The organism is Dentiradicibacter hellwigii, assembly GCF_041770905.1.
Taxonomy (GTDB): Bacteria; Pseudomonadota; Gammaproteobacteria; order Burkholderiales; family Rhodocyclaceae; genus Propionivibrio; species Propionivibrio hellwigii.
Genome location: NZ_JBEUWX010000002.1, coordinates 1,662,472 through 1,679,672, shown reverse-complemented (window position 1 = coordinate 1,679,672; position 17,201 = coordinate 1,662,472). Strand labels below are relative to the sequence as shown.

At 57.5% G+C, this 17,201-nt stretch carries 15 protein-coding genes; 9 read left to right on the top strand and 6 right to left on the bottom strand.

Annotation, left to right across the window (positions count from 1 at the left end):
• Position 1: 1 nt before the first annotated feature.
• A complete protein-coding gene (locus tag ABCS64_RS09925; protein WP_418891676.1) occupies positions 2–781 on the top strand; it encodes a glycosyltransferase family 2 protein in 780 nt (259 codons plus the stop codon).
• 932 nt (positions 782–1,713) lie between these two features.
• Here ABCS64_RS09925 and ABCS64_RS09920 read toward each other — a convergent pair.
• Positions 1,714–2,601, bottom strand: coding sequence for a lysophospholipid acyltransferase family protein (locus ABCS64_RS09920; protein WP_418891675.1), 888 nt, complete (start codon positions 2,599–2,601; stop codon positions 1,714–1,716).
• Between the two features lie 134 nt (positions 2,602–2,735).
• Here ABCS64_RS09920 and ABCS64_RS09915 point away from each other — a divergent pair, with 134 nt between their 5' ends.
• From ABCS64_RS09915 to ABCS64_RS09890, 6 genes are all read left to right on the top strand, one after another.
• Positions 2,736–3,395, top strand: a complete 660-nt coding sequence (locus ABCS64_RS09915) for a DUF484 family protein (protein WP_418891674.1) — start codon at positions 2,736–2,738, stop codon at positions 3,393–3,395.
• Between the two features lie 100 nt (positions 3,396–3,495).
• On the top strand, positions 3,496–4,494 hold the full coding sequence (gene xerC / locus ABCS64_RS09910; protein ID WP_418891936.1) for a tyrosine recombinase XerC: 999 nt from the start codon (positions 3,496–3,498) through the stop codon (positions 4,492–4,494).
• A gap of 99 nt (positions 4,495–4,593) precedes the next feature.
• Entirely contained in the window at positions 4,594–5,754 is a 1,161-nt protein-coding gene (locus ABCS64_RS09905; RefSeq protein WP_418891673.1) for an STAS domain-containing protein, read from the top strand.
• Positions 5,755–5,771: 17 nt separating this feature from the next.
• The gene (gene hslV / locus ABCS64_RS09900; protein ID WP_418891672.1) at positions 5,772–6,308 is read left to right on the top strand and encodes an ATP-dependent protease subunit HslV; all 537 of its coding nucleotides are present in this window, start codon (positions 5,772–5,774) and stop codon (positions 6,306–6,308) included.
• Between the two features lie 128 nt (positions 6,309–6,436).
• On the top strand, positions 6,437–7,768 hold the full coding sequence (gene hslU / locus ABCS64_RS09895; RefSeq protein WP_479686658.1) for an ATP-dependent protease ATPase subunit HslU: 1,332 nt from the start codon (positions 6,437–6,439) through the stop codon (positions 7,766–7,768).
• 219 nt (positions 7,769–7,987) lie between these two features.
• Positions 7,988–8,497 (top strand): ankyrin repeat domain-containing protein, encoded by a 510-nt coding sequence (locus tag ABCS64_RS09890; protein ID WP_418891671.1) that lies wholly within the window; start codon positions 7,988–7,990, stop codon positions 8,495–8,497.
• A 143-nt stretch (positions 8,498–8,640) separates the two neighbouring features.
• Here the strand turns inward: ABCS64_RS09890 and ABCS64_RS09885 are convergent, their stop codons facing one another.
• The 3 genes from ABCS64_RS09885 to ABCS64_RS09875 form a co-directional block, all read right to left on the bottom strand.
• Positions 8,641–10,143 carry a butyryl-CoA:acetate CoA transferase gene (locus ABCS64_RS09885; protein ID WP_418891670.1) on the bottom strand — a complete coding sequence of 501 codons (1,503 nt, stop codon included), beginning with the start codon at positions 10,141–10,143 and terminating at the stop codon, positions 8,641–8,643.
• A 173-nt stretch (positions 10,144–10,316) separates the two neighbouring features.
• Positions 10,317–10,766 (bottom strand): D-aminoacyl-tRNA deacylase, encoded by a 450-nt coding sequence (gene dtd, locus ABCS64_RS09880; protein ID WP_418891669.1) that lies wholly within the window; start codon positions 10,764–10,766, stop codon positions 10,317–10,319.
• A complete protein-coding gene (locus ABCS64_RS09875) occupies positions 10,763–11,716 on the bottom strand; it encodes a cation diffusion facilitator family transporter (RefSeq protein ID WP_418891668.1) in 954 nt (317 codons plus the stop codon). The genes dtd and ABCS64_RS09875 overlap by 4 nt, the downstream gene beginning before the upstream one ends.
• A gap of 225 nt (positions 11,717–11,941) precedes the next feature.
• On the opposite strand from ABCS64_RS09875, the gene ABCS64_RS09870 reads away from it, so the two are divergent.
• Positions 11,942–12,721 (top strand): IclR family transcriptional regulator, encoded by a 780-nt coding sequence (locus tag ABCS64_RS09870; RefSeq protein ID WP_418891667.1) that lies wholly within the window; start codon positions 11,942–11,944, stop codon positions 12,719–12,721.
• On the opposite strand, the gene pbpG is transcribed toward ABCS64_RS09870, so the two are convergent.
• On the bottom strand, positions 12,722–13,633 hold the full coding sequence (gene pbpG, locus ABCS64_RS09865) for a D-alanyl-D-alanine endopeptidase (protein ID WP_418891666.1): 912 nt from the start codon (positions 13,631–13,633) through the stop codon (positions 12,722–12,724).
• Between the two features lie 761 nt (positions 13,634–14,394).
• On the opposite strand from pbpG, the gene ABCS64_RS09860 reads away from it, so the two are divergent.
• Complete coding sequence (locus ABCS64_RS09860) at positions 14,395–16,233, top strand: phosphoenolpyruvate carboxykinase (GTP) (RefSeq protein ID WP_418891665.1); 1,839 nt, start codon at positions 14,395–14,397, stop codon at positions 16,231–16,233.
• A 145-nt stretch (positions 16,234–16,378) separates the two neighbouring features.
• On the opposite strand, the gene ABCS64_RS09855 is transcribed toward ABCS64_RS09860, so the two are convergent.
• On the bottom strand, positions 16,379–17,107 hold the full coding sequence (locus ABCS64_RS09855; RefSeq protein ID WP_418891664.1) for a DUF599 domain-containing protein: 729 nt from the start codon (positions 17,105–17,107) through the stop codon (positions 16,379–16,381).
• Positions 17,108–17,201: the final 94 nt, after the last annotated feature.

The following is a 17,201-nucleotide window of genomic DNA, read 5'->3' as shown; positions in this document are numbered from 1 at the left end:
CATGCAGCCCGTCACGCCCCCACGCACACCGCCGCTTAGCGTGGCGATCATCACCCAAGACGAGGCATCGAACATCGTGCCCTGTTTAGACAGCGTCGCCGGGCTGAGCGACGACATCGTCGCGCTCGATTCGGGCAGCGTCGATGGCACGCAGGCGCTGTGCGCGGCGCGCGGCGTGCGCGTGTATGAAGAAGCCTGGCGCGGTTTTGGCAAAACCAAGCAGCGCGCCGTCGAACTGGCCCGCCACGACTGGGTGCTGTGTCTGGACGCCGACGAGCGCCTGACGCCCGAACTGGCCACAAGCATCCGCCAGGCGCTTGCCGCGCCGCAGTTTTCCGCCTACCGCTTCGCCCGCGCCAACAAGTTCCTCGGCCGCTACCTGCGCCACGGTGAAGGCTATCCCGACTGGAACCTGCGCCTCTTCGACCGGCGGCGCGCCCGCTGGTCGGACGACGAAGTGCACGAAAAAGTCCTGTGCGATGAGCCCGTCGGCACCTTGGCCGGCGACCTGCTGCACGACTCGGCCGAATCGCTGGAAAACTACCTGAACAAGCAGAACCGTTACACCTCCCTGGGCGCAGGCATGGCCGACCCCGCGCAGGGCGTACCGGCGCTGCGGCTGGTCGTCTCGCCGCTCGTGCGCTTCGTCAAGTTCTATTTTTTGCGCGGCGGCTTCCGCGACGGGCTGCCGGGGCTGGTGCATATCGCCATCGGCTGCTTCAACAGCTTCATGAAATACGCCAAGATCGTCGAACGGCAACAGCGGATGCGGCGGGATTAAGGGATTACACGGATTCAGCGCCAGGCCGGCGACAACGGCGCATGGGCGCCTGCCTTGGGAAGCATCAGAAATGCTTGCACTTGCCGTAACGCTGGCCGGCATCCGCCGCGCTATCGAAAACCCCTTGATATTCAATGCCCTGTAGCCCTAGTGAATAGGGCGTTTGCGGGCAGGTGCCGCTGTAACCCGCGTAAACATTGGGCTACAGGGCAGGGGGCGCTAGGATGCCCTATTCATGCGGGTTTTGGAGGCGTATGGCTGGAAACCCGCTATTCATAAGCCTTTCAGGGCGCCCTTCGCGGAAAGGCCGTAAATACAAGGGCTTCCGGGCAGCACCGCTTGCAAAGCCGACCAGAAGAGCGCAGCCGAAACATCTGAACAGCCCCGGCCGCTATGCCTGAACGGTGCGGGTTCGGCGCGCCTGTGCCCATCCGCCTGCTCGCCGGTCGCTTTCTCTCCCTGATGGAGAAAGCTGGGATGGGAGAAAGGCTAGGATGCTGGGAAGGCTGGGATGCGGTGAAAGGTCGGGATGCGAGAGAAGAACAGGATGGGAGAAGGTCGGGGCAGCTTGAATTACCCGCTGCGTCTGGTCATCCCCTCCATCCTCACACTGCCTTCTCCACCCCGCGGGAGCGGGAACATTCGCCCGCCTTTCGTTGATTGCAATTCGAAAAACGCCCTGCTCGCAAGCCCGTGTATTTAGGGCGTTTGCGGGCAGCCGCCGCGGTAACCCGCGTAAACACTGGGCTGCGGGGCAGGGGGCGCTGGAATGCCCTATTCATGCGGGTCTTGGAGGGGTATGGCTGGAAACGCGCTATTCACAGTCCTTTCAGGGCATCCCTCGCGGAAAGACCGTAAATACGCGGGCTTCCGGGCAGCGCTGGCGGCCAAGTCCATCGGGAGCGGAGCGGTCGGAGCGCCTGCGCCGCTGCTCAGTAGAGGCTCGCTTCGCCTTCCGGGCGCGTTTTGAAGCGGCGGTGCACCCAGTAGTATTGCTCGGGCATGGTGCGGATTTGCGCTTCGATCATCTGGTTCATGCGCTGCGTGTCGGCTTCGACGTCGTTGCTGGGGAAGTCCGGCCAGGGGTCGCCGATTTCGAGGACGTAGCCCTGGTTGCCGGGCAGGCGGCGGGTGATCGTAAAAAGCACGAGCGCTTTGGCGGCGCGCGCCAGGCGGGAGAGGCCGGTAATCGTGGCGGTCTGGATGCCGAAGAAGGGGACAAAAATCGAGTCGCGGCGGCCAAAGTCCATGTCCGGCAAGTAGTAAAACGGCCGTCCGGCGCGCATGGCTTTGATGGTGGCCAGCGCGCCGTCCTGCCGGGAAAGCAACATCTGGTCGCGGAAGCGTTTGCGGCCGCGGTAGAGCAGCGCGTCGAAGACGGGATTTTTTTGCGCGGAGTAGATGCTCAGCGCGTCAAAGCGCATGGCGAGCGCGACGCCGCCGGCGTCCAGGCCGACGAAGTGCGGCGCCAGCATGATGACGGGCTGGCCGGCATCGAGCAGGGCGCGGATTTTTTCCTCGCCGTCGACGCGGATCAGCCGGTTTAGGCGTGCGGGGCGGCTCCACCAGAGCAGGCTGCGCTCGAACAGGCTTTGACCGAGCACGCGGAAATGCGCTTTGACAAGCGCTTTTCTGGCGGTATCGTCGAGTTCGGGGAAACACAGCGCCAGATTGGTTTGCGCGATGTGCCGCCGTTGTGCGCCGAGCAGGAAAAAGAGCCGGCCTACGCCGCTGCCCATGGCCGCCAGCAGCGGCTGCGGCAGGAAGTGCAGCAGCCAAAGCAGGGTGACGGCAAGCTGGCTCAGAAGTCGTTTAAGCATGGTTGCTGGAAGGTTTGTTTTCTGGATTCCGGACGGTGTTTCAATTGGCACGGAAGGCGGCCTGAATGGCCGGAAGCGGCGCACAATTTTATAATGATCGAAACCGGTACCGTTTTCAATGGAGAAATCAAGCCATGAAGTCCCAGGAGGTCTTGAGTTATTTGCAGGAAAACCCGCAGTTTTTTGAGGAACATGCCGAACTGCTGTCGCATATTCCTATTCCGCATCCGCATGGCGGACGGATGATTTCCATCACCGAACGGCAGATGGTGAGCCTGCGCGAAAAGAACCGCAAACTGGAAAATAAACTGGGCGAATTGCTGCGCTTCGGTGAGGATAATGACGCGCTCAGCGACAAGGTGCATCGACTGGCGGTGGCGATGATTTCGGCGGCGACGCTGCAAGCGGTGCTGCATTCGCTTAATTTTTATCTGCGCGATGATTTTGGCGTGCCGTATTTTGCCTTGTGCTTTTGGGAGCGTCCCGACGCCATTGCCGAAGTGCCGGACTTTGTCGGGGTTAATCGCGCGCTGCGGTCGTTTGCCGAGACGCTGACACAGCCTTATTGCGGCGCGGCGCCCGCGCATGATGCGGCGGCGTGGTTTGGCGAAAAGGCACCGGAAGTTCGCTCGCAGGCATTGATTACGCTGCGTTCGGGCGGTGGCGCGATCGCCTTGCTGGCGCTTGGCAGTAAAGAGGGCGACCATTTTTACGAAGATATGGGAACGCTCTATCTCGAACGGATTGGCGAAATGCTCTCGGCAGCGCTGGTTCGTGTGCAGCGCTTTGTCTAGAGGGGCGGCCACGGCAGACGAAGCAGCCGCAGGCAAGACTGTGACCACATCCGACGCCGGCACGAATACGAGTCGCCCGGATAAAGCCAGCGGGGAGAGGCTGGTCGAGGCCTATCTCGATGAATTGGCGCAGCAGCGCCGGCAGTCGCCGCTGACGGTGGCCAGCTATCGGCGCGACCTGGAGGTGTTGTCTCGCCTGCATGCCGATCTTGTCCAATCATCGGGCGGTTTGCCGACCTTGCAGGCGCATCATATCCGGCGCTTTGCGGTGCAGCTGCACGCTCGCGGACTGTCCGGCCGCTCGCTGGCGCGCACCCTGTCGGCCTGGCGCGGCTTCTATCGCTGGCTGGGGCGGCGCGGCGAGATTTCCGCCAATCCGGTCGATGGCGTGCGTGCGCCAAAAAGCGACAGGGGGTTGCCCAAGGCGTTGTCGACGGACGAGGCAAGCCGATTATTGGCGCGCAAGGTCGATACGCTGCTGGAAATCCGTGATCAGGCGATGTTTGAGTTGTGCTATTCATCCGGTTTGCGCCTCTCCGAGTTGGCGGCGCTGGATATGGACGGGGTGCCCGATCTGTTGGCGGGAGAAGTCCGGGTGCTGGGCAAACGTCGCAAGGAGCGGCTGGTGCCGGTCGGGCGTTTTGCGCGCGAGGCGGTGAGCCGCTGGGTGCAGCAGCGCAGCCAGTTGGCGCGCCCCGGAGAAACGGCTTTGTTCGTCAGCCGGCGCGGCGGGCGTATCAGCATGCGGATGATCGAGATTTGCCTGCAACGCCTGGCAGTCAAACAGGGAATGCCGGTCGGTGTGCATCCGCATATGTTGCGGCATTCCTTTGCAACGCATATTTTGCAGTCTTCGGGCGACTTGCGCGCCGTGCAGGAGATGCTCGGCCACGCCAGTATTGCCTCGACGCAGGTGTACACGCATCTTGATTTTCAGTATCTCTCCAGGGTCTACGATGACACACATCCGCGCGCTAAACGGGATGGCGTGAGGGGTGAAATGCAGGATAAAGCGCAGGATGCGGCGCAAGACGGTCAACGGGGCGCCAAACAGTGCGGCGCGCAAGATGATAGCGGTGCAAAATTCAATTTGCCCTGATGGCGGGCTTATGCTAAAAATAAAGCCGCGATTGCTCTGCCTTGAGGGGCCCGGGCTGTAGGGGCCAGGCTGTACAACACAAGAACTTTCGACGGAATTATGATTTTTTCCCTTTTCAAGAAGTCATCAAAAACAACAGCTTCGGAAGCTGCCACTCAGAACGGGGAAGCGCAAAATCCGGATGCTGACAATGCGGATGTAGAAAATTCCCGTTTTTCGGATTTTTCTCCCAATGAAAGCCAGGGAAGCATCATTGTCGAAGAAGATAGCTCCCATGCCGATGCGGATGCCGAAGAGGCGGCGATGCTGTACGCCAACCGCCAGAACGACGAGGCGCGAAGCGTACTGGAAGAGGCTGTTAGGCATCGTAAACGTGAAGCTGGCGAATGGCTGTGGCGAATGCTGTTCGATCTGTACCGGATTATTGGCGACCACAAGGCGTTTGACGCGATGGGCATCGAATATGCGAAAGCCTTTGAAAAATCGCCTCCGGTCTGGCATGGAGAAACCGACAGCCAGTCGAAGTCATCGGCGCTTGTCGGCGGCATGAACTTCAACGGCGATCTGGTGGGATCAAACAAACCTGCATTCGCATCGATCCGTCAGACGCTGGAAAAAAGGAAGCGTCTGCGTATCGATTTTTCGCGGACGCGACAGGCTGATGCGGCAGGTTGCGCCAGCCTGCTGGCACTGATCCAGGAAGCCCGGCAGAAGCAGAAAGAAATCGATTTACTGGGTGTGGATCCGTTGGCGAACCTCTTGCAGGCGCGGCTTGTTCCCGGCGAAGCGAAAGAGCAGGAATCCTGGCTTTTGTTTCTTGAGCTATGCCAGCGGCAGGGAAAACAGGAGCTCTTTGAAAATACGGCAATCGACTACGCCGTAACCTTTGAGTTGTCGCCGCCTTCATGGGACGAAACGCGCGTTGCAGCGTCCAGGCGCCCCGCAGAGACTGCCGAGGACGAGGATAAAAATGTCGAGCAGGAAACGCCGACCAATGCCTATGTGCTGGAAGGCGATGTGCGCGGCGTGCGTTTTGACGACTTCGGCGAATTTGCCGAGGCGCATGAGAATATTGTGATCGACTGTACCCGCCTGGTCTGCATGGATTTTGTCAGCGCCGGCGTGCTGGCGAATATCTTGGCGGGACTCAAGCGCCAGGGGAGGCCGGTCGTGCTGTATCAGCCTAACTATATGGTTGCCGGCCTGTTCCGCGTGCTTGGCCTGAATGCCTCGGCGCGAATGATTTTGCCTAAACCCTGACTGATTTCGAGCCTGTCATGGAGCAGTATCACGGTACGACGATTCTTTCCGTGCGCCGCGGCAACCAGGTTGCCATGGGCGGCGACGGCCAGGTGACGCTGGGAAATATCGTTATCAAAGCGAGTGCGCGCAAGGTGCGCAGAATTTATCAGGAGCGCATTCTCGCTGGATTCGCTGGCGGTACGGCCGATGCTTTTACCCTGTTTGAACGCTTCGAGGCCAAGCTGGATAAGCATCAGGGGAACCTGTTGCGTTCGGCCGTCGAGCTGGCTAAGGACTGGCGCAGTGATCGCGCCTTGCGCCGTCTGGAAGCGATGCTGGCCGTCGCCGACCGCGAGCATTCTCTGATCATTACCGGCAATGGCGATGTGCTGGAGCCGGAGTACGGCATTGTCGCCATCGGTTCGGGCGGCGCATATGCCCAGTCGGCCGCGCGAGCGCTGATCGAGAATACTGATTTTGCGCCTGTCGAAGTCGTGCGCAGATCGCTGGAGATCGCCGGCGATCTGTGTATCTACACGAATCGGAATTTCACCATCGAAGCGCTGGATTGAGCCGTGCCCATCATTGACACGGCACCTTCTCTGGCGTTGGCATTCGCTTGCTCCGGTATTCGTATTGCGCAGGGCTTCGTTCATTTTCAACCCTTTTGTTTTGTTGATTGCTGTCTATGCCAAACACCATGCAGATGACGCCCCAGGAAATCGTTCACGAACTCGATAAACACATCGTCGGGCAGGATCAAGCCAAGAAGGCTGTCGCCATTGCCTTGCGCAACCGCTGGCGGCGCGCACAGGTGGCCGAGCCGCTGCGTCAGGAAATTACACCCAAAAATATTTTAATGATTGGGCCGACGGGCGTTGGTAAAACGGAAATTGCACGGCGCCTGGCGCGGCTGGCTAATGCTCCGTTCATCAAGGTCGAGGCGACGAAGTTTACCGAGGTCGGTTATGTCGGACGCGATGTCGAGACGATCATCCGTGATCTGGCGGAGATTGCCGTCAAGAGCGGGCGTGAACAGGCGATGAAGGCTGTGCGTGTGCGCGCCGAGGATGCGGCCGAGGATCGCATCCTGGATGTCTTGCTGCCGCCGGCGCGCGGCGGCGTTGTCGGTGACGGCGCGGTGGATGATGAGAACGCAACGCGCCAGAAATTTCGCAAACGTTTGCGGGAAGGCGCACTCGACGATAAGGAAATCGAGATCGAAGTGGATGGCCCGTCCATACAAGCGGAGATTTTTGCGCCGCCGGGCATGGAAGAGTTGACTTCGCAGATTCAGGGCATGTTTCAAAACATGGGTAGCGGGCGCAAGAAAACGCGTAAGTTGCGTATTGCTGAAGCGCGTAAGCTGCTGGTTGACGAAGAGGCCGCCAAGCTGGTCAATGATGAGGAAGTCAAGCTGGCTGCTGTCAGTAATGTCGAACAGAACGGCATTGTCTTTCTCGACGAGATCGACAAGATCGCGTCGCGCAGTGAAGTGGGTGGCGCCGATGTTTCCAGGCAGGGCGTGCAGCGGGATTTGCTGCCTCTGGTCGAAGGGACGACAGTATCGACTAAATACGGCATGATCCGTACCGATCACATTCTGTTTATCGCCAGCGGTGCCTTCCATTTGTCCAAACCTTCGGATCTGATTCCGGAACTTCAGGGGCGCTTTCCTATCCGGGTGGAGCTGGAATCACTGTCGGTCGGCGATTTCGAGCGTATCCTGACACAGACCGACGCCTGCCTGACCATGCAGTATCAGGCTTTGATGGCGACTGAAGGGCTGGCGCTGGAATTTATACCGGATGGCATCCGACGTATGGCCGAAGTGGCTTGGTCGGTTAATGAGCGGACGGAAAATATTGGCGCGCGTCGTTTGTATACGGTCATCGAACGGCTTCTGGAAGAGGTGTCGTTTTCTGCGGGCAATGCCGGGCAGGCAAAAAATGTTCGCATCGATGCAGCGTATGTCGATGCGCGCCTTGCGGATTTGTCGCAGAATGAGGATTTGTCCCGCTACGTGCTCTGAGCCGGCTGATCGACCCGGTGAGCATTCTGGGCCGCTATTGGGGCGTATGGCAGATCTTACGGTGAAGCGGCCTGACGCCCTCTGCTAAGGCAGGTAAGCAGGGCAGAAATGGATTGCCGAGCAGGCAGACAGCGCGCATCCGTGCATCATAATCAGCTTGCGAAACGGCTATAGGGTTTATACTATTCGCCGAGATGGTATTTTTTTGGAGCTGATTCTGTGAGTTCTTCTGATGATCTGATCAAGAGTATTCGCAACGGCGAACTGGATAAAGTGCGCGCCCTGCTGAATGCCGGCGTTCCCGTTGATATCGACGGCAGCCATGGCCAGCCGGGACTGCCGATAGCGATGGCCTGTTTTCTTGGGCATGTGGCTATCGTCAAAGCGCTTGTTCAACATGGCGCCAAGGTGAATCTGGCCGACAACAGCATTTCGACATCTCCGCTATCTATGGCGCTGCGGGGCAATAAACGGGATGTTGTCAGGCTTCTGATCGAACTTGGCGTAAAAGTGCCGGAGAGTATGCAAGGTAGCCTGAATGCCGAAGAGCTGGCACTCCTCCGACAAAGGGAAAAACTGACACCGAATGTAGAGACGCGTGGCCGCAGCGGCAGCTCGGCTATTGAAGAAATTGATATGGTGGGTTGCTACGGTACGGACACGGGCACGTTGGAGGCGGATGTGATGCGCATGGCCCGTGAAATGGCCGCCAAGAAAAAGTTGCGCTGAACCGCTAAACAGTACATGGCGTAGACCGGTCTAATCGTAGTTATCAATCGTTTCCGTTCGCTGACCATGAAAAAGCCCCGCTTTGTGCGGGGCTTTTTGGTGCGCTGATGAATGCTTGACGCGCATCAGCAGATCGTGCGGAATCAGCAATAATCGGCCCAGTTGATGCCGCGCATATCGCCGGTTTTCTCGAACTGACGATGCATGCCGTAGGCCATGCTGAGCGAGAACGGCTGATGGTTGATCTTCTTGATGCGTCCCATGTAGTCGCGCAGCTGATCCTTGAAGTCGGGATGTACGCAGTTGTTGATGATCAGCTCGGCACGTTGCAGCGGATCCTTACCGCGCAGGTCGGCCACGCCTTGATCAGTGACGACGACAGAGACTGAGTGCTCGCTGTGATCCAGGTGTGAGACGAATGGAACGACGGCTGAGATCTTGCCGCCTTTGGCGGTTGACGGGCACGAGAAGATCGAGACATAGGCCGCGCGTGTGAAGTCGCCCGAGCCACCGATACCGTTCATCATCGTCTTGCCCATTACGTGCGTAGAGTTGACGTTACCTGCAAGGTCGAATTCGATAGCCGTGTTCATTGAGACGACGCCGATGCGGCGGACAATTTCCGGATTGTTGGAAATTTCCTGCGGGCGCAGCAGAATGTGGCGCTTGTAAAAATCCAGGTCGTCAATGACTTTCTTCATCGCTTCATGGCTGAGCGTCAGCGCAGTCGTCGAGGCGAACGAGCAACGGCCGGCTTCGATCAGCGGGATGACGGAATCCTGCAGCACTTCGGTGTACATCTGGAAGGTCGGAATATCCTTGCTCTTACCGATGGCAGCGAGTACGGCATTGGCGATGTTGCCGACGCCCGATTGCAACGGCAGGAAAGATTTTGGAATACGGCCGGCTTTCATTTCACCAACCAGGAAGTCGGCAACGTTCTGGCCGATTCTGTCGGTTTCCGGCGTGGAAGGATCGAAGCCGCCGGTTTCATCCTGCTGGTTGTTCAGCACAACAGCAACGATTTTTTTCGGATCCACGACGCAGATCGGCGAGCCAACCCGGTCGGACGCCGAGTAGATCGGGATTTCGCGGCGGAAGGGCGGATCCTGCGGTTCGAGAATGTCGTGCAAGCCGAGCAGCGTGGCTGGGTGCGCGGAGTTAAGTTCGAGGATGATTTTTTCCGCATGTGCCAGATAGGTCGGCGCTGCACCGACCGAGGTCGTCAGGACAACGCCGCCGCCCGCGAGGATGTCGCACACTTCGACGACGGCCCAGTCGATCTTGCCCAGCGCGCCGTAGCGTACGGTCTGCGGCAATACGGAAAGGTGCATATCGACGTAATGGACATCTCCGGCATTGATTTGTTTGCGCAGGTTGGGGTTGCCCATGTAGGGCGTACGGAAGAGCGTGGCTTCGGCTTCGGCGAGCGCGCCGTCGAGCGACTTGCCGGTCGATGCGCCCGTCAGGACGCTGATTTTGAAGGGACGCCCCGCGTCGTGTTCACGCTTGGCTTTTTGCGCCAGTGCGGCAGGAACGGCTTTGGCGGCGCCCGCCGGCGTAAAGCCGCTAAAACCGATTTTTTGACCATCCTTGATTAATTCAGCCGCTTCTTCGGCAGTGAGAATCGGGAAAGGTAGTGCCATTTCGAAAACTCCTTTTTTAGATAGACAGTTAGTCAGACAGGCTGAAAGGAAATGTGCAACCAGGAAATAGTAGCGCATGGGGAAGATGCCGCGGTTGCGGCTTTCCACATAATTTGCCCGATTCACGCATCGGCGAAGGTTGCCGTGAAAGCGGTGCCGAGCGGATTGTCTATCTAGCGCGCTTTGGTGTCGATCAATAGCGTGACCGGTCCGTCGTTGATCAAGGAAACCTGCATGTTGGCGCCGAAGATGCCCGCCTGGATCGGGCGTCCCAGCTCGATTTCCAGGCAATGCAGGAAATATTCGAATTGCGGCTGCGCTACTTCCGGCCTCGCGGCACGGTTCCAGGAAGGGCGATTGCCTTTTTTGACCGAAGCGAACAGAGTGAATTGACTGACTGCCAGAATTTCGCCGCCGACATCGCGCACGCTGCGATTCATAACGCCGGCTTCGTCATCAAAAATGCGCAGACCGGTGAGTTTGGCCGAAAGCCAACGGGCGTCTTCTTCGCCGTCACCCTCTTCACAGCCGACGAGTACCAGTAGCCCTTGTCCAATGCGGCCCACGGTGCTGCCGAAGGCATCAACCTGCGCCTCGCGTACCCGCTGCACGACGGTTCTCATGGCGCCGCCTGTTCGGGTGGGAGCGCGTCGGAGTTCTTGGCTAGCCAATGTATGGCGTATACCTGAACTTCCGGCTGCAGGGTGACGTGTCCGATGCCGGCATGAAGCAGCGTGTGCTGCGCCTCGGCCAGCGTTTCCGCCCAGGTATCGAGCGAGTTGACCACCAGGTGTGCGGACAAGGCGATGCGGTTCGACGACAGGGTCCAGATATGCAGATCATGTACAGAGAGGACGCCGGGTACGGTCGCCAGCATATGGCCGATCTTTTCAACGGAAAGATGTTCCGGGACGCCTTCCAGCAAAGCCTGGACAATTTCACGTAGCAGGCGCAGGCTGGAGAAGAGGATCAGGCCGCAAATCAGCAGGGAAAGCAGCGGGTCGATCTGCATCCAGCCGACCCACCAAATCACCGCGCCGGCGACGAGCGCCGCGACTGAACCAAGCAGATCGCCCAGTACATGCAACAATGCGCCGCGTGTATTCATTGTCTGTTCGCCGTGCATCAGCAGCGCGGCAGCACCGATATTTACAAACAGGCCGACGATGGCAACCAGCGTCACCGTTTCGCCGTGAATCATCGTTGGCTCGAGCAGCCGGCGCACGGCGGCGACTGCGATGCCGACGACGATCAAGGCCATGAAAAGAACGTTACCCAGTGCTGCCAAAGTCTCGACGCGCCCCAGTCCATAGGTATGCTGGCGCGAGGGGGGACGTTGTGCCAGTTTGGCGGCGACGGCGGCCAATCCCAGCGAAGCGCTGTCGGTCAGCATGTGGCCGGCATCGCCCAGCAGCGCGAGTGAACCAGACCACAGACCGGCAAATGCTTCGACGCCGGCAAAACCCAGCGTCAATGCCAAGGCTGCGATCAGGCGTGGGCCGGCATCCACGCCATGATGATGGTGGTGATGCGCATGCCCGCCAACGTGAGAATGATGATGTGCATCGCTCATAATAAAGCCATTATAGCCCCATGCGCTGAGCGTTAGCTTGGCATACTGGGCTTAGGCTGCCTATCGATGAACAGACACTCGTTTGAGCATCATGTCGGTGTCGACCTCTGCGGTGATTTCGCCTGCCGTTTGGGGAGGGTGATACCATTGCGCACGTATTTTTAAGGACGGCGCGATCATCATCGTTGGCCGGTGGCAGTGAACTCGGAAGATTGTCAGGTCATCATGTCTGCGCAGCAGGAATCTAAAGGTTCAATTCAGGTGATCGAGCGGATGATGTCTCTGCTTGATGCGCTTTCGGAGAATAGTGAGCCGGCGACACTGAAGGTGCTGGCACAGCGTACGGGATTACATCCGTCGACGGCGCATCGCATCCTCGGCGTTATGTGCCACACGCGGTTGGTCAGACGCCATGGAAATGGGGCGTATACGCTGGGCATGCGCTTGCTCGAATTGGGCAGTATCGTCAAGTCGCGTATTGAGATCGGGGCGATTGCACGGCCGTTCATGCAAGCGCTGCACAAAGAGATCGGCGAAGTCATTAATCTCGCCATCCGCGACCGGGATGAAGTGGTGTATGTCGAGCGCACGTCGGGCGGGCAGTCGCTGGTGCGCGTCGTCTATCTGGTCGGGTCGCGCGCGCCGCTGCATCTGACGTCGCTCGGCAAACTGTTTCTGGCGGCCGATACGCCGGAAGAAGTGCATGCTTATGCCGAACGCACGGGGTTACCCGGCAAGACGTTCTACTCGCTGACCCATCTCGAAGCGCTGGAAAACGATCTCGATAAAGTGCGCAGCACCGGCATTGCTTACGATGTCGAGGAAGCGGAAATCGGCTTGCGTTGCATTGCCACGCCGATTTTCGATAGCGAAGGTGAAATTGCCGCCGGTCTGTCGATTTCGGCGCCCACAGACCGTCAGCGGTATGACTGGGAGCTTGAGCTCAAGCGGACGGCGGATGCGATTTCATATGCGATCGGCTATCGTCCGCGGACACCGGCCTAACTAGCTAGCGTTGCCGGATGCGGCGAGGGCGCGTGCCGTGTCACGTTGTTGTGTGTATTCCATCCAGCGCTTGATGCGGTTCGCATCGCCGACGCGCGTCAGCTTGCCTGCCGAATCGAGTAAAACGATGACGACGGGCTTGTCGGTCAGCCAGGCCTGCATGACCAGGCAGCGGCCGGCTTCGTGGATATAGCCCGTTTTCGATAGCCCGACCGCCCAGTCGGAATGGCTGACCAGCGGGTTGGTGTTACGGAATGTCAGTGACTGCCCGCTGATGTCGATAGATGCCTCGGCTGTTGTCGACCATGCGCGGATCAGCGGGTAGCGATAAGCGGCTGCGACCATGCGTGCCAAATCGTGTGCCGTGGATACATTGGCGCTGCTCAGTCCGGTGGGATCGTCAAAGCGTGTGTTGTACATGCCCAGGGCGTTTGCCTTGGCGTTCATCGCCGTAATGAACGCCGGCATACCGCCCGGATAATGTCTGGCCAGGGCATGCGCCGCACGGTTTTCGGAGGACATCAGTGCCAGTAGCAATGCCGTTTCGCGGCTGATCGACAGTCCGACCGGCAGACGGGAACGGCTGCCGCGTAGAGAGTCGATATCGTCTTCGCCGATTGAAATCATGGCTTGTAAATCGGGTGCGCTATCCAGCACGACCATGGCAGTCATCAGCTTGGTGATCGAGGCGATTGGTGTAATTTCGCTGGCATTCTTTTGAAAAAGCGCATTGCCTGTTTTCTGATCAAAAACCAGCGCCGATGCGGAATTCACGGCAAGATGCTGGGAAACCTGCCATTGCTCGGCCGCTTGTGCCAGTGGGCGGTGCGGGAAACGGGATTTCACGACGCGCTTTGCCGAGCGGGAGAATTTCTCCGCATGTTTTGCCAGGCGCGCCTGTGATTTTGTCATGGACTTGGCGGAACGAGAGGGCGCTGCAGTTTTGGCCTGTTTCGTCGTGGACGTCCGGCCTTTCGCTAACGTTTTTTCTGCCTGCTTGGCGGGGAGCGCTGCGTTTCGGGCGGGCGCTTTACGTACCGATACCGTGAGATTAGCCGGTTGCTTATTTGCCTGTTTGGTATGTGGTGCAGATGATCCCTTGATTTTTTGCGCGATGGGACGCTGTTTGCTCTTATTTGCGGGCGCGGCGGCCACCAAGGTCGCGCCGCTGTACATCAGAATGATGGACAGTAGGGTGGGTCCCAGCTTTGAGCGCACGATGCCTTCTCCTTCCTAGCGCAAAATCCTATAAATTCGGAGTATTTTTAGAAAATACTAAAAATATTAAAAAACATGGGGCTATGAGTGTTAGCTAATATAAAGCATTAAATAAAAAATGCAACTTCTTTCTGTGCGGAAATTAAAAAATCTTTTGGACGCCAAGGTGCACAGCATTGGTCGATAAAGGGAATTCGATGTGATAGCATGGCATCGAATCAGGAAATAATTGATTTCCCAGCATGGTTTGCTACCCGTAGCAGTGGGTGTTTGCTGTGAAATCTGCGCGATTTTACAGTTTTTGTAGTAATTGATTCATTTGTATCACCGGTGTTGTTTGACTGCTTCCATCAGGCATGGAAGATCAAGATCGTTTTTGCCGGCTGAAAGGATTGTGTTTCTGAAAGATTGCATGTTCGTTTTTCATTTAATCCTGTAGAAGAGAGAGTGCCACTATGAATCAGACTGTTGCAATCAATGCCCCTGAATATGTCAAACATGAGGGACTCAAAAAATGGGTCGCCGAAATCGCTGCCCTGACGACGCCTGAACGTGTTGTGTGGGTCGACGGGTCTCAGGAAGAATATGATCGCCTGTGCCAGGAACTGGTTGATGCCGGCACCTTCGTCAAACTGAAAAAGCGCAAAAATTCTTTTTTGGCGTGTTCTGATCCTTCGGATGTTGCACGTGTCGAAGATCGAACATTTATTTGTTCTGAAAAACAGGAAGACGCTGGCCCGACCAATAACTGGGAAGATCCAAAAAAGATGCGCGAAACCCTGAATGGCCTGTTCAAGGGCTGCATGAAGGGGCGCACTATGTATGTGATTCCGTTCTCGATGGGGCCTCTCGGTTCGCCGATTGCCCAGATCGGCTTCGAGATTACCGACTCGGCTTACGTTGTCGTCAATATGCGCATCATGACGCGCATGGGCAAGGATATTTTTCCGATTCTCGGAACGGATGGTGAGTTTGTACCGTGCGTACATTCGATCGGCGCCCCGAAAGCGCCGGGTCAGAAGGATCCGAGGTGGCCGTGCAACCCGACGACCAAGTACATCGTTCACTATCCCGAAACCCGTGAAATCTGGTCATACGGCTCAGGCTATGGCGGCAATGCGCTGCTCGGCAAAAAATGCCTTGCCCTGCGCATCGCTTCCTCGATGGCGCGCAAGGATGGCTGGCTGGCCGAGCATATGCTGATTCTCGGCGTCGAGTCGCCCGAAGGCAAGAAGCATTATGTGGCAGCGGCCTTCCCCTCGGCCTGCGGCAAGACCAACTTTGCCATGCTGATTCCGCCGGCTGGGCTGAAGGGCTGGAAGATCACCACGATTGGCGACGACATCGCCTGGATCAAGCCGCGTAAGGACAAGGACGGCGTGACCCGCTTTTACGCCATCAATCCGGAAGCCGGCTTCTTTGGCGTTGCGCCCGGTACCAACGACAAGACCAATCACAACGCCATGGCTTCGCTAGCCGAAAATACCATCTTCACCAACGTCGCGCTGACCGATGACGGCGATGTCTGGTGGGAAGGCATGGGGCCGGCGCCGGCACACGCCATCGACTGGCAAGGCAATGATTGGACGCCGGAAATTGCCAAGGAGAAAGGCACCAAGGCCGCCCATCCGAACTCGCGCTTTACTGCGCCGGCCTCGCAATGTCCATGTATCGACAAGGACTGGTCGAATGGCGACGGCGTGCCGATTTCGGCCTTCATCTTTGGCGGTCGCCGTGCTTCGACCGTGCCGCTGGTTTGTCAAAGCGCTGACTGGGACCACGGCGTTTATATCGCTGCGACGCTGGGTTCAGAAACAACAGCCGCTGCTTTTGGCGCGCAAGGCGTTGTTCGCCGCGATCCGTTCGCCATGCTGCCCTTCTGCGGCTACCACATGGCGGATTACTATAACCACTGGTTGCAGATGGGCTCGGTCACGACGAAACAGGTGCCGATCTTTATGGTCAACTGGTTCCGCACCGATGAAAAAGGCAATTTCGCCTGGCCGGGCTTTGGTGATAATGCGCGTGTCCTCAAATGGATCATTGAGCGTTGCGAAGGCAAGGTCGGCGGTGTCGAGTCTGTGCTTGGCACGATGCCCAACTATGAAGATATCGACTGGACGGGACTGGATTTTTCGAAGGAGCAGTTCAACAACGTCACCAAGCTCGACAAAGAAACCTGGTTATCTGAACTCGCGGGCGTCAAGGAATGGTTCGCCAAGATGGGGTCCAAGCTGCCTGCCAAGCTCGCAGTGATCCGCGATGCCTTCGAAACGAAGTTTAAAAACTCTTAAAGTATTTTTTGTTCTGCCTAAAAAGCCGCCTGTAGGCGGCTTTTTTATTTCAGAAGATTTTTCTTAAAAGAAGGCTATTGTGCGCCGCTGATGCGTTACCGGGGGTGGGACAAAGCGATGCTCAGCGAATGCCCTCCCGCCGGCATTATTCAGTTTTTCCGGATGCGCTACTGATCAGCAGGCCTTTGAGTACTGGCGAAACAAACTCACGGCGGGCCAGAACGTAAACGATGATAAATGTCGAGATAATGAACGCGGTGGCCGAGACCATCCAGGACATGACGGCCATACCAAAATAATAGGCGCGCAGTCCTCGGTTGAAATCGTTGCCAGCGCAAGTATTGACGGCGGCAAATTTCAGGGAGAAATGCTCGATTTCTTCCTCGCTTGGCATTTGCGGTACCGAGCCGAGCGTAATCAGCAGCAGGTTGAACTGGCGTAGCGCCCAAGTAAATTTGAAATAGGCCAGAACGAATATGCCGAACAGGATCAATAACTTTAATTCCGCCACCTCACGCGAAGGGGCGCGCGCAAAAGGCAGCTCCGAGGCCATGGCAATGAGTTGGTCGAGGGCACCGAGTGCGGCGAACAAGGCGCCGATGATATAGATCGAGGTATTGGCGTAGTAGGAAATACTCTGCAGCAGGTTGCCGATCAGCGAACTGTCGATGATGCGCTGTTCCCGCTGCACCATTGCTCTTCCCCAGGCAAGGCGCAGTTTGTTGGCTTCCCCGTGCAGGGTCGCATAACCCAGCCAGCCGTAGCTGATAATCAGTTCGATACCGATCCAGCAAACTAAAAACCATGCCAGACCAATCCAGTCGAGTAGGGAAAACTTTGCCAGTAATTCAGCAACAACTTTGATGTTCTCCATATTCTAAGAAATATCTAATTTATGGTTTTCCTGGGAGTTGGCGGGAATCATCATGATTGAGTCTGTTTCGTGATTTCGTCGTGTTGATTGGTCT

Coding starts and splice junctions, on each gene's coding strand:
- pbpG (WP_418891666.1), bottom strand. CDS start 13,633: ATGACAAAATCACAGGCGCGCCTGGCAAAACATGCGGAGAAATTCTCC.
- hslV (WP_418891672.1), top strand. CDS start 5,772: ATGGAGCAGTATCACGGTACGACGATTCTTTCCGTGCGCCGCGGCAAC.
- hslU (WP_479686658.1), top strand. CDS start 6,437: ATGCAGATGACGCCCCAGGAAATCGTTCACGAACTCGATAAACACATC.
- ABCS64_RS09920 (WP_418891675.1), bottom strand. CDS start 2,601: ATGCTTAAACGACTTCTGAGCCAGCTTGCCGTCACCCTGCTTTGGCTG.
- ABCS64_RS09925 (WP_418891676.1), top strand. CDS start 2: ATGCAGCCCGTCACGCCCCCACGCACACCGCCGCTTAGCGTGGCGATC.
- ABCS64_RS09870 (WP_418891667.1), top strand. CDS start 11,942: ATGTCTGCGCAGCAGGAATCTAAAGGTTCAATTCAGGTGATCGAGCGG.
- ABCS64_RS09905 (WP_418891673.1), top strand. CDS start 4,594: ATGATTTTTTCCCTTTTCAAGAAGTCATCAAAAACAACAGCTTCGGAA.
- ABCS64_RS09855 (WP_418891664.1), bottom strand. CDS start 17,107: ATGGAGAACATCAAAGTTGTTGCTGAATTACTGGCAAAGTTTTCCCTA.
- ABCS64_RS09885 (WP_418891670.1), bottom strand. CDS start 10,143: ATGGCACTACCTTTCCCGATTCTCACTGCCGAAGAAGCGGCTGAATTA.
- dtd (WP_418891669.1), bottom strand. CDS start 10,766: ATGAGAACCGTCGTGCAGCGGGTACGCGAGGCGCAGGTTGATGCCTTC.
- ABCS64_RS09860 (WP_418891665.1), top strand. CDS start 14,395: ATGAATCAGACTGTTGCAATCAATGCCCCTGAATATGTCAAACATGAG.
- ABCS64_RS09915 (WP_418891674.1), top strand. CDS start 2,736: ATGAAGTCCCAGGAGGTCTTGAGTTATTTGCAGGAAAACCCGCAGTTT.
- ABCS64_RS09875 (WP_418891668.1), bottom strand. CDS start 11,716: ATGAGCGATGCACATCATCATTCTCACGTTGGCGGGCATGCGCATCAC.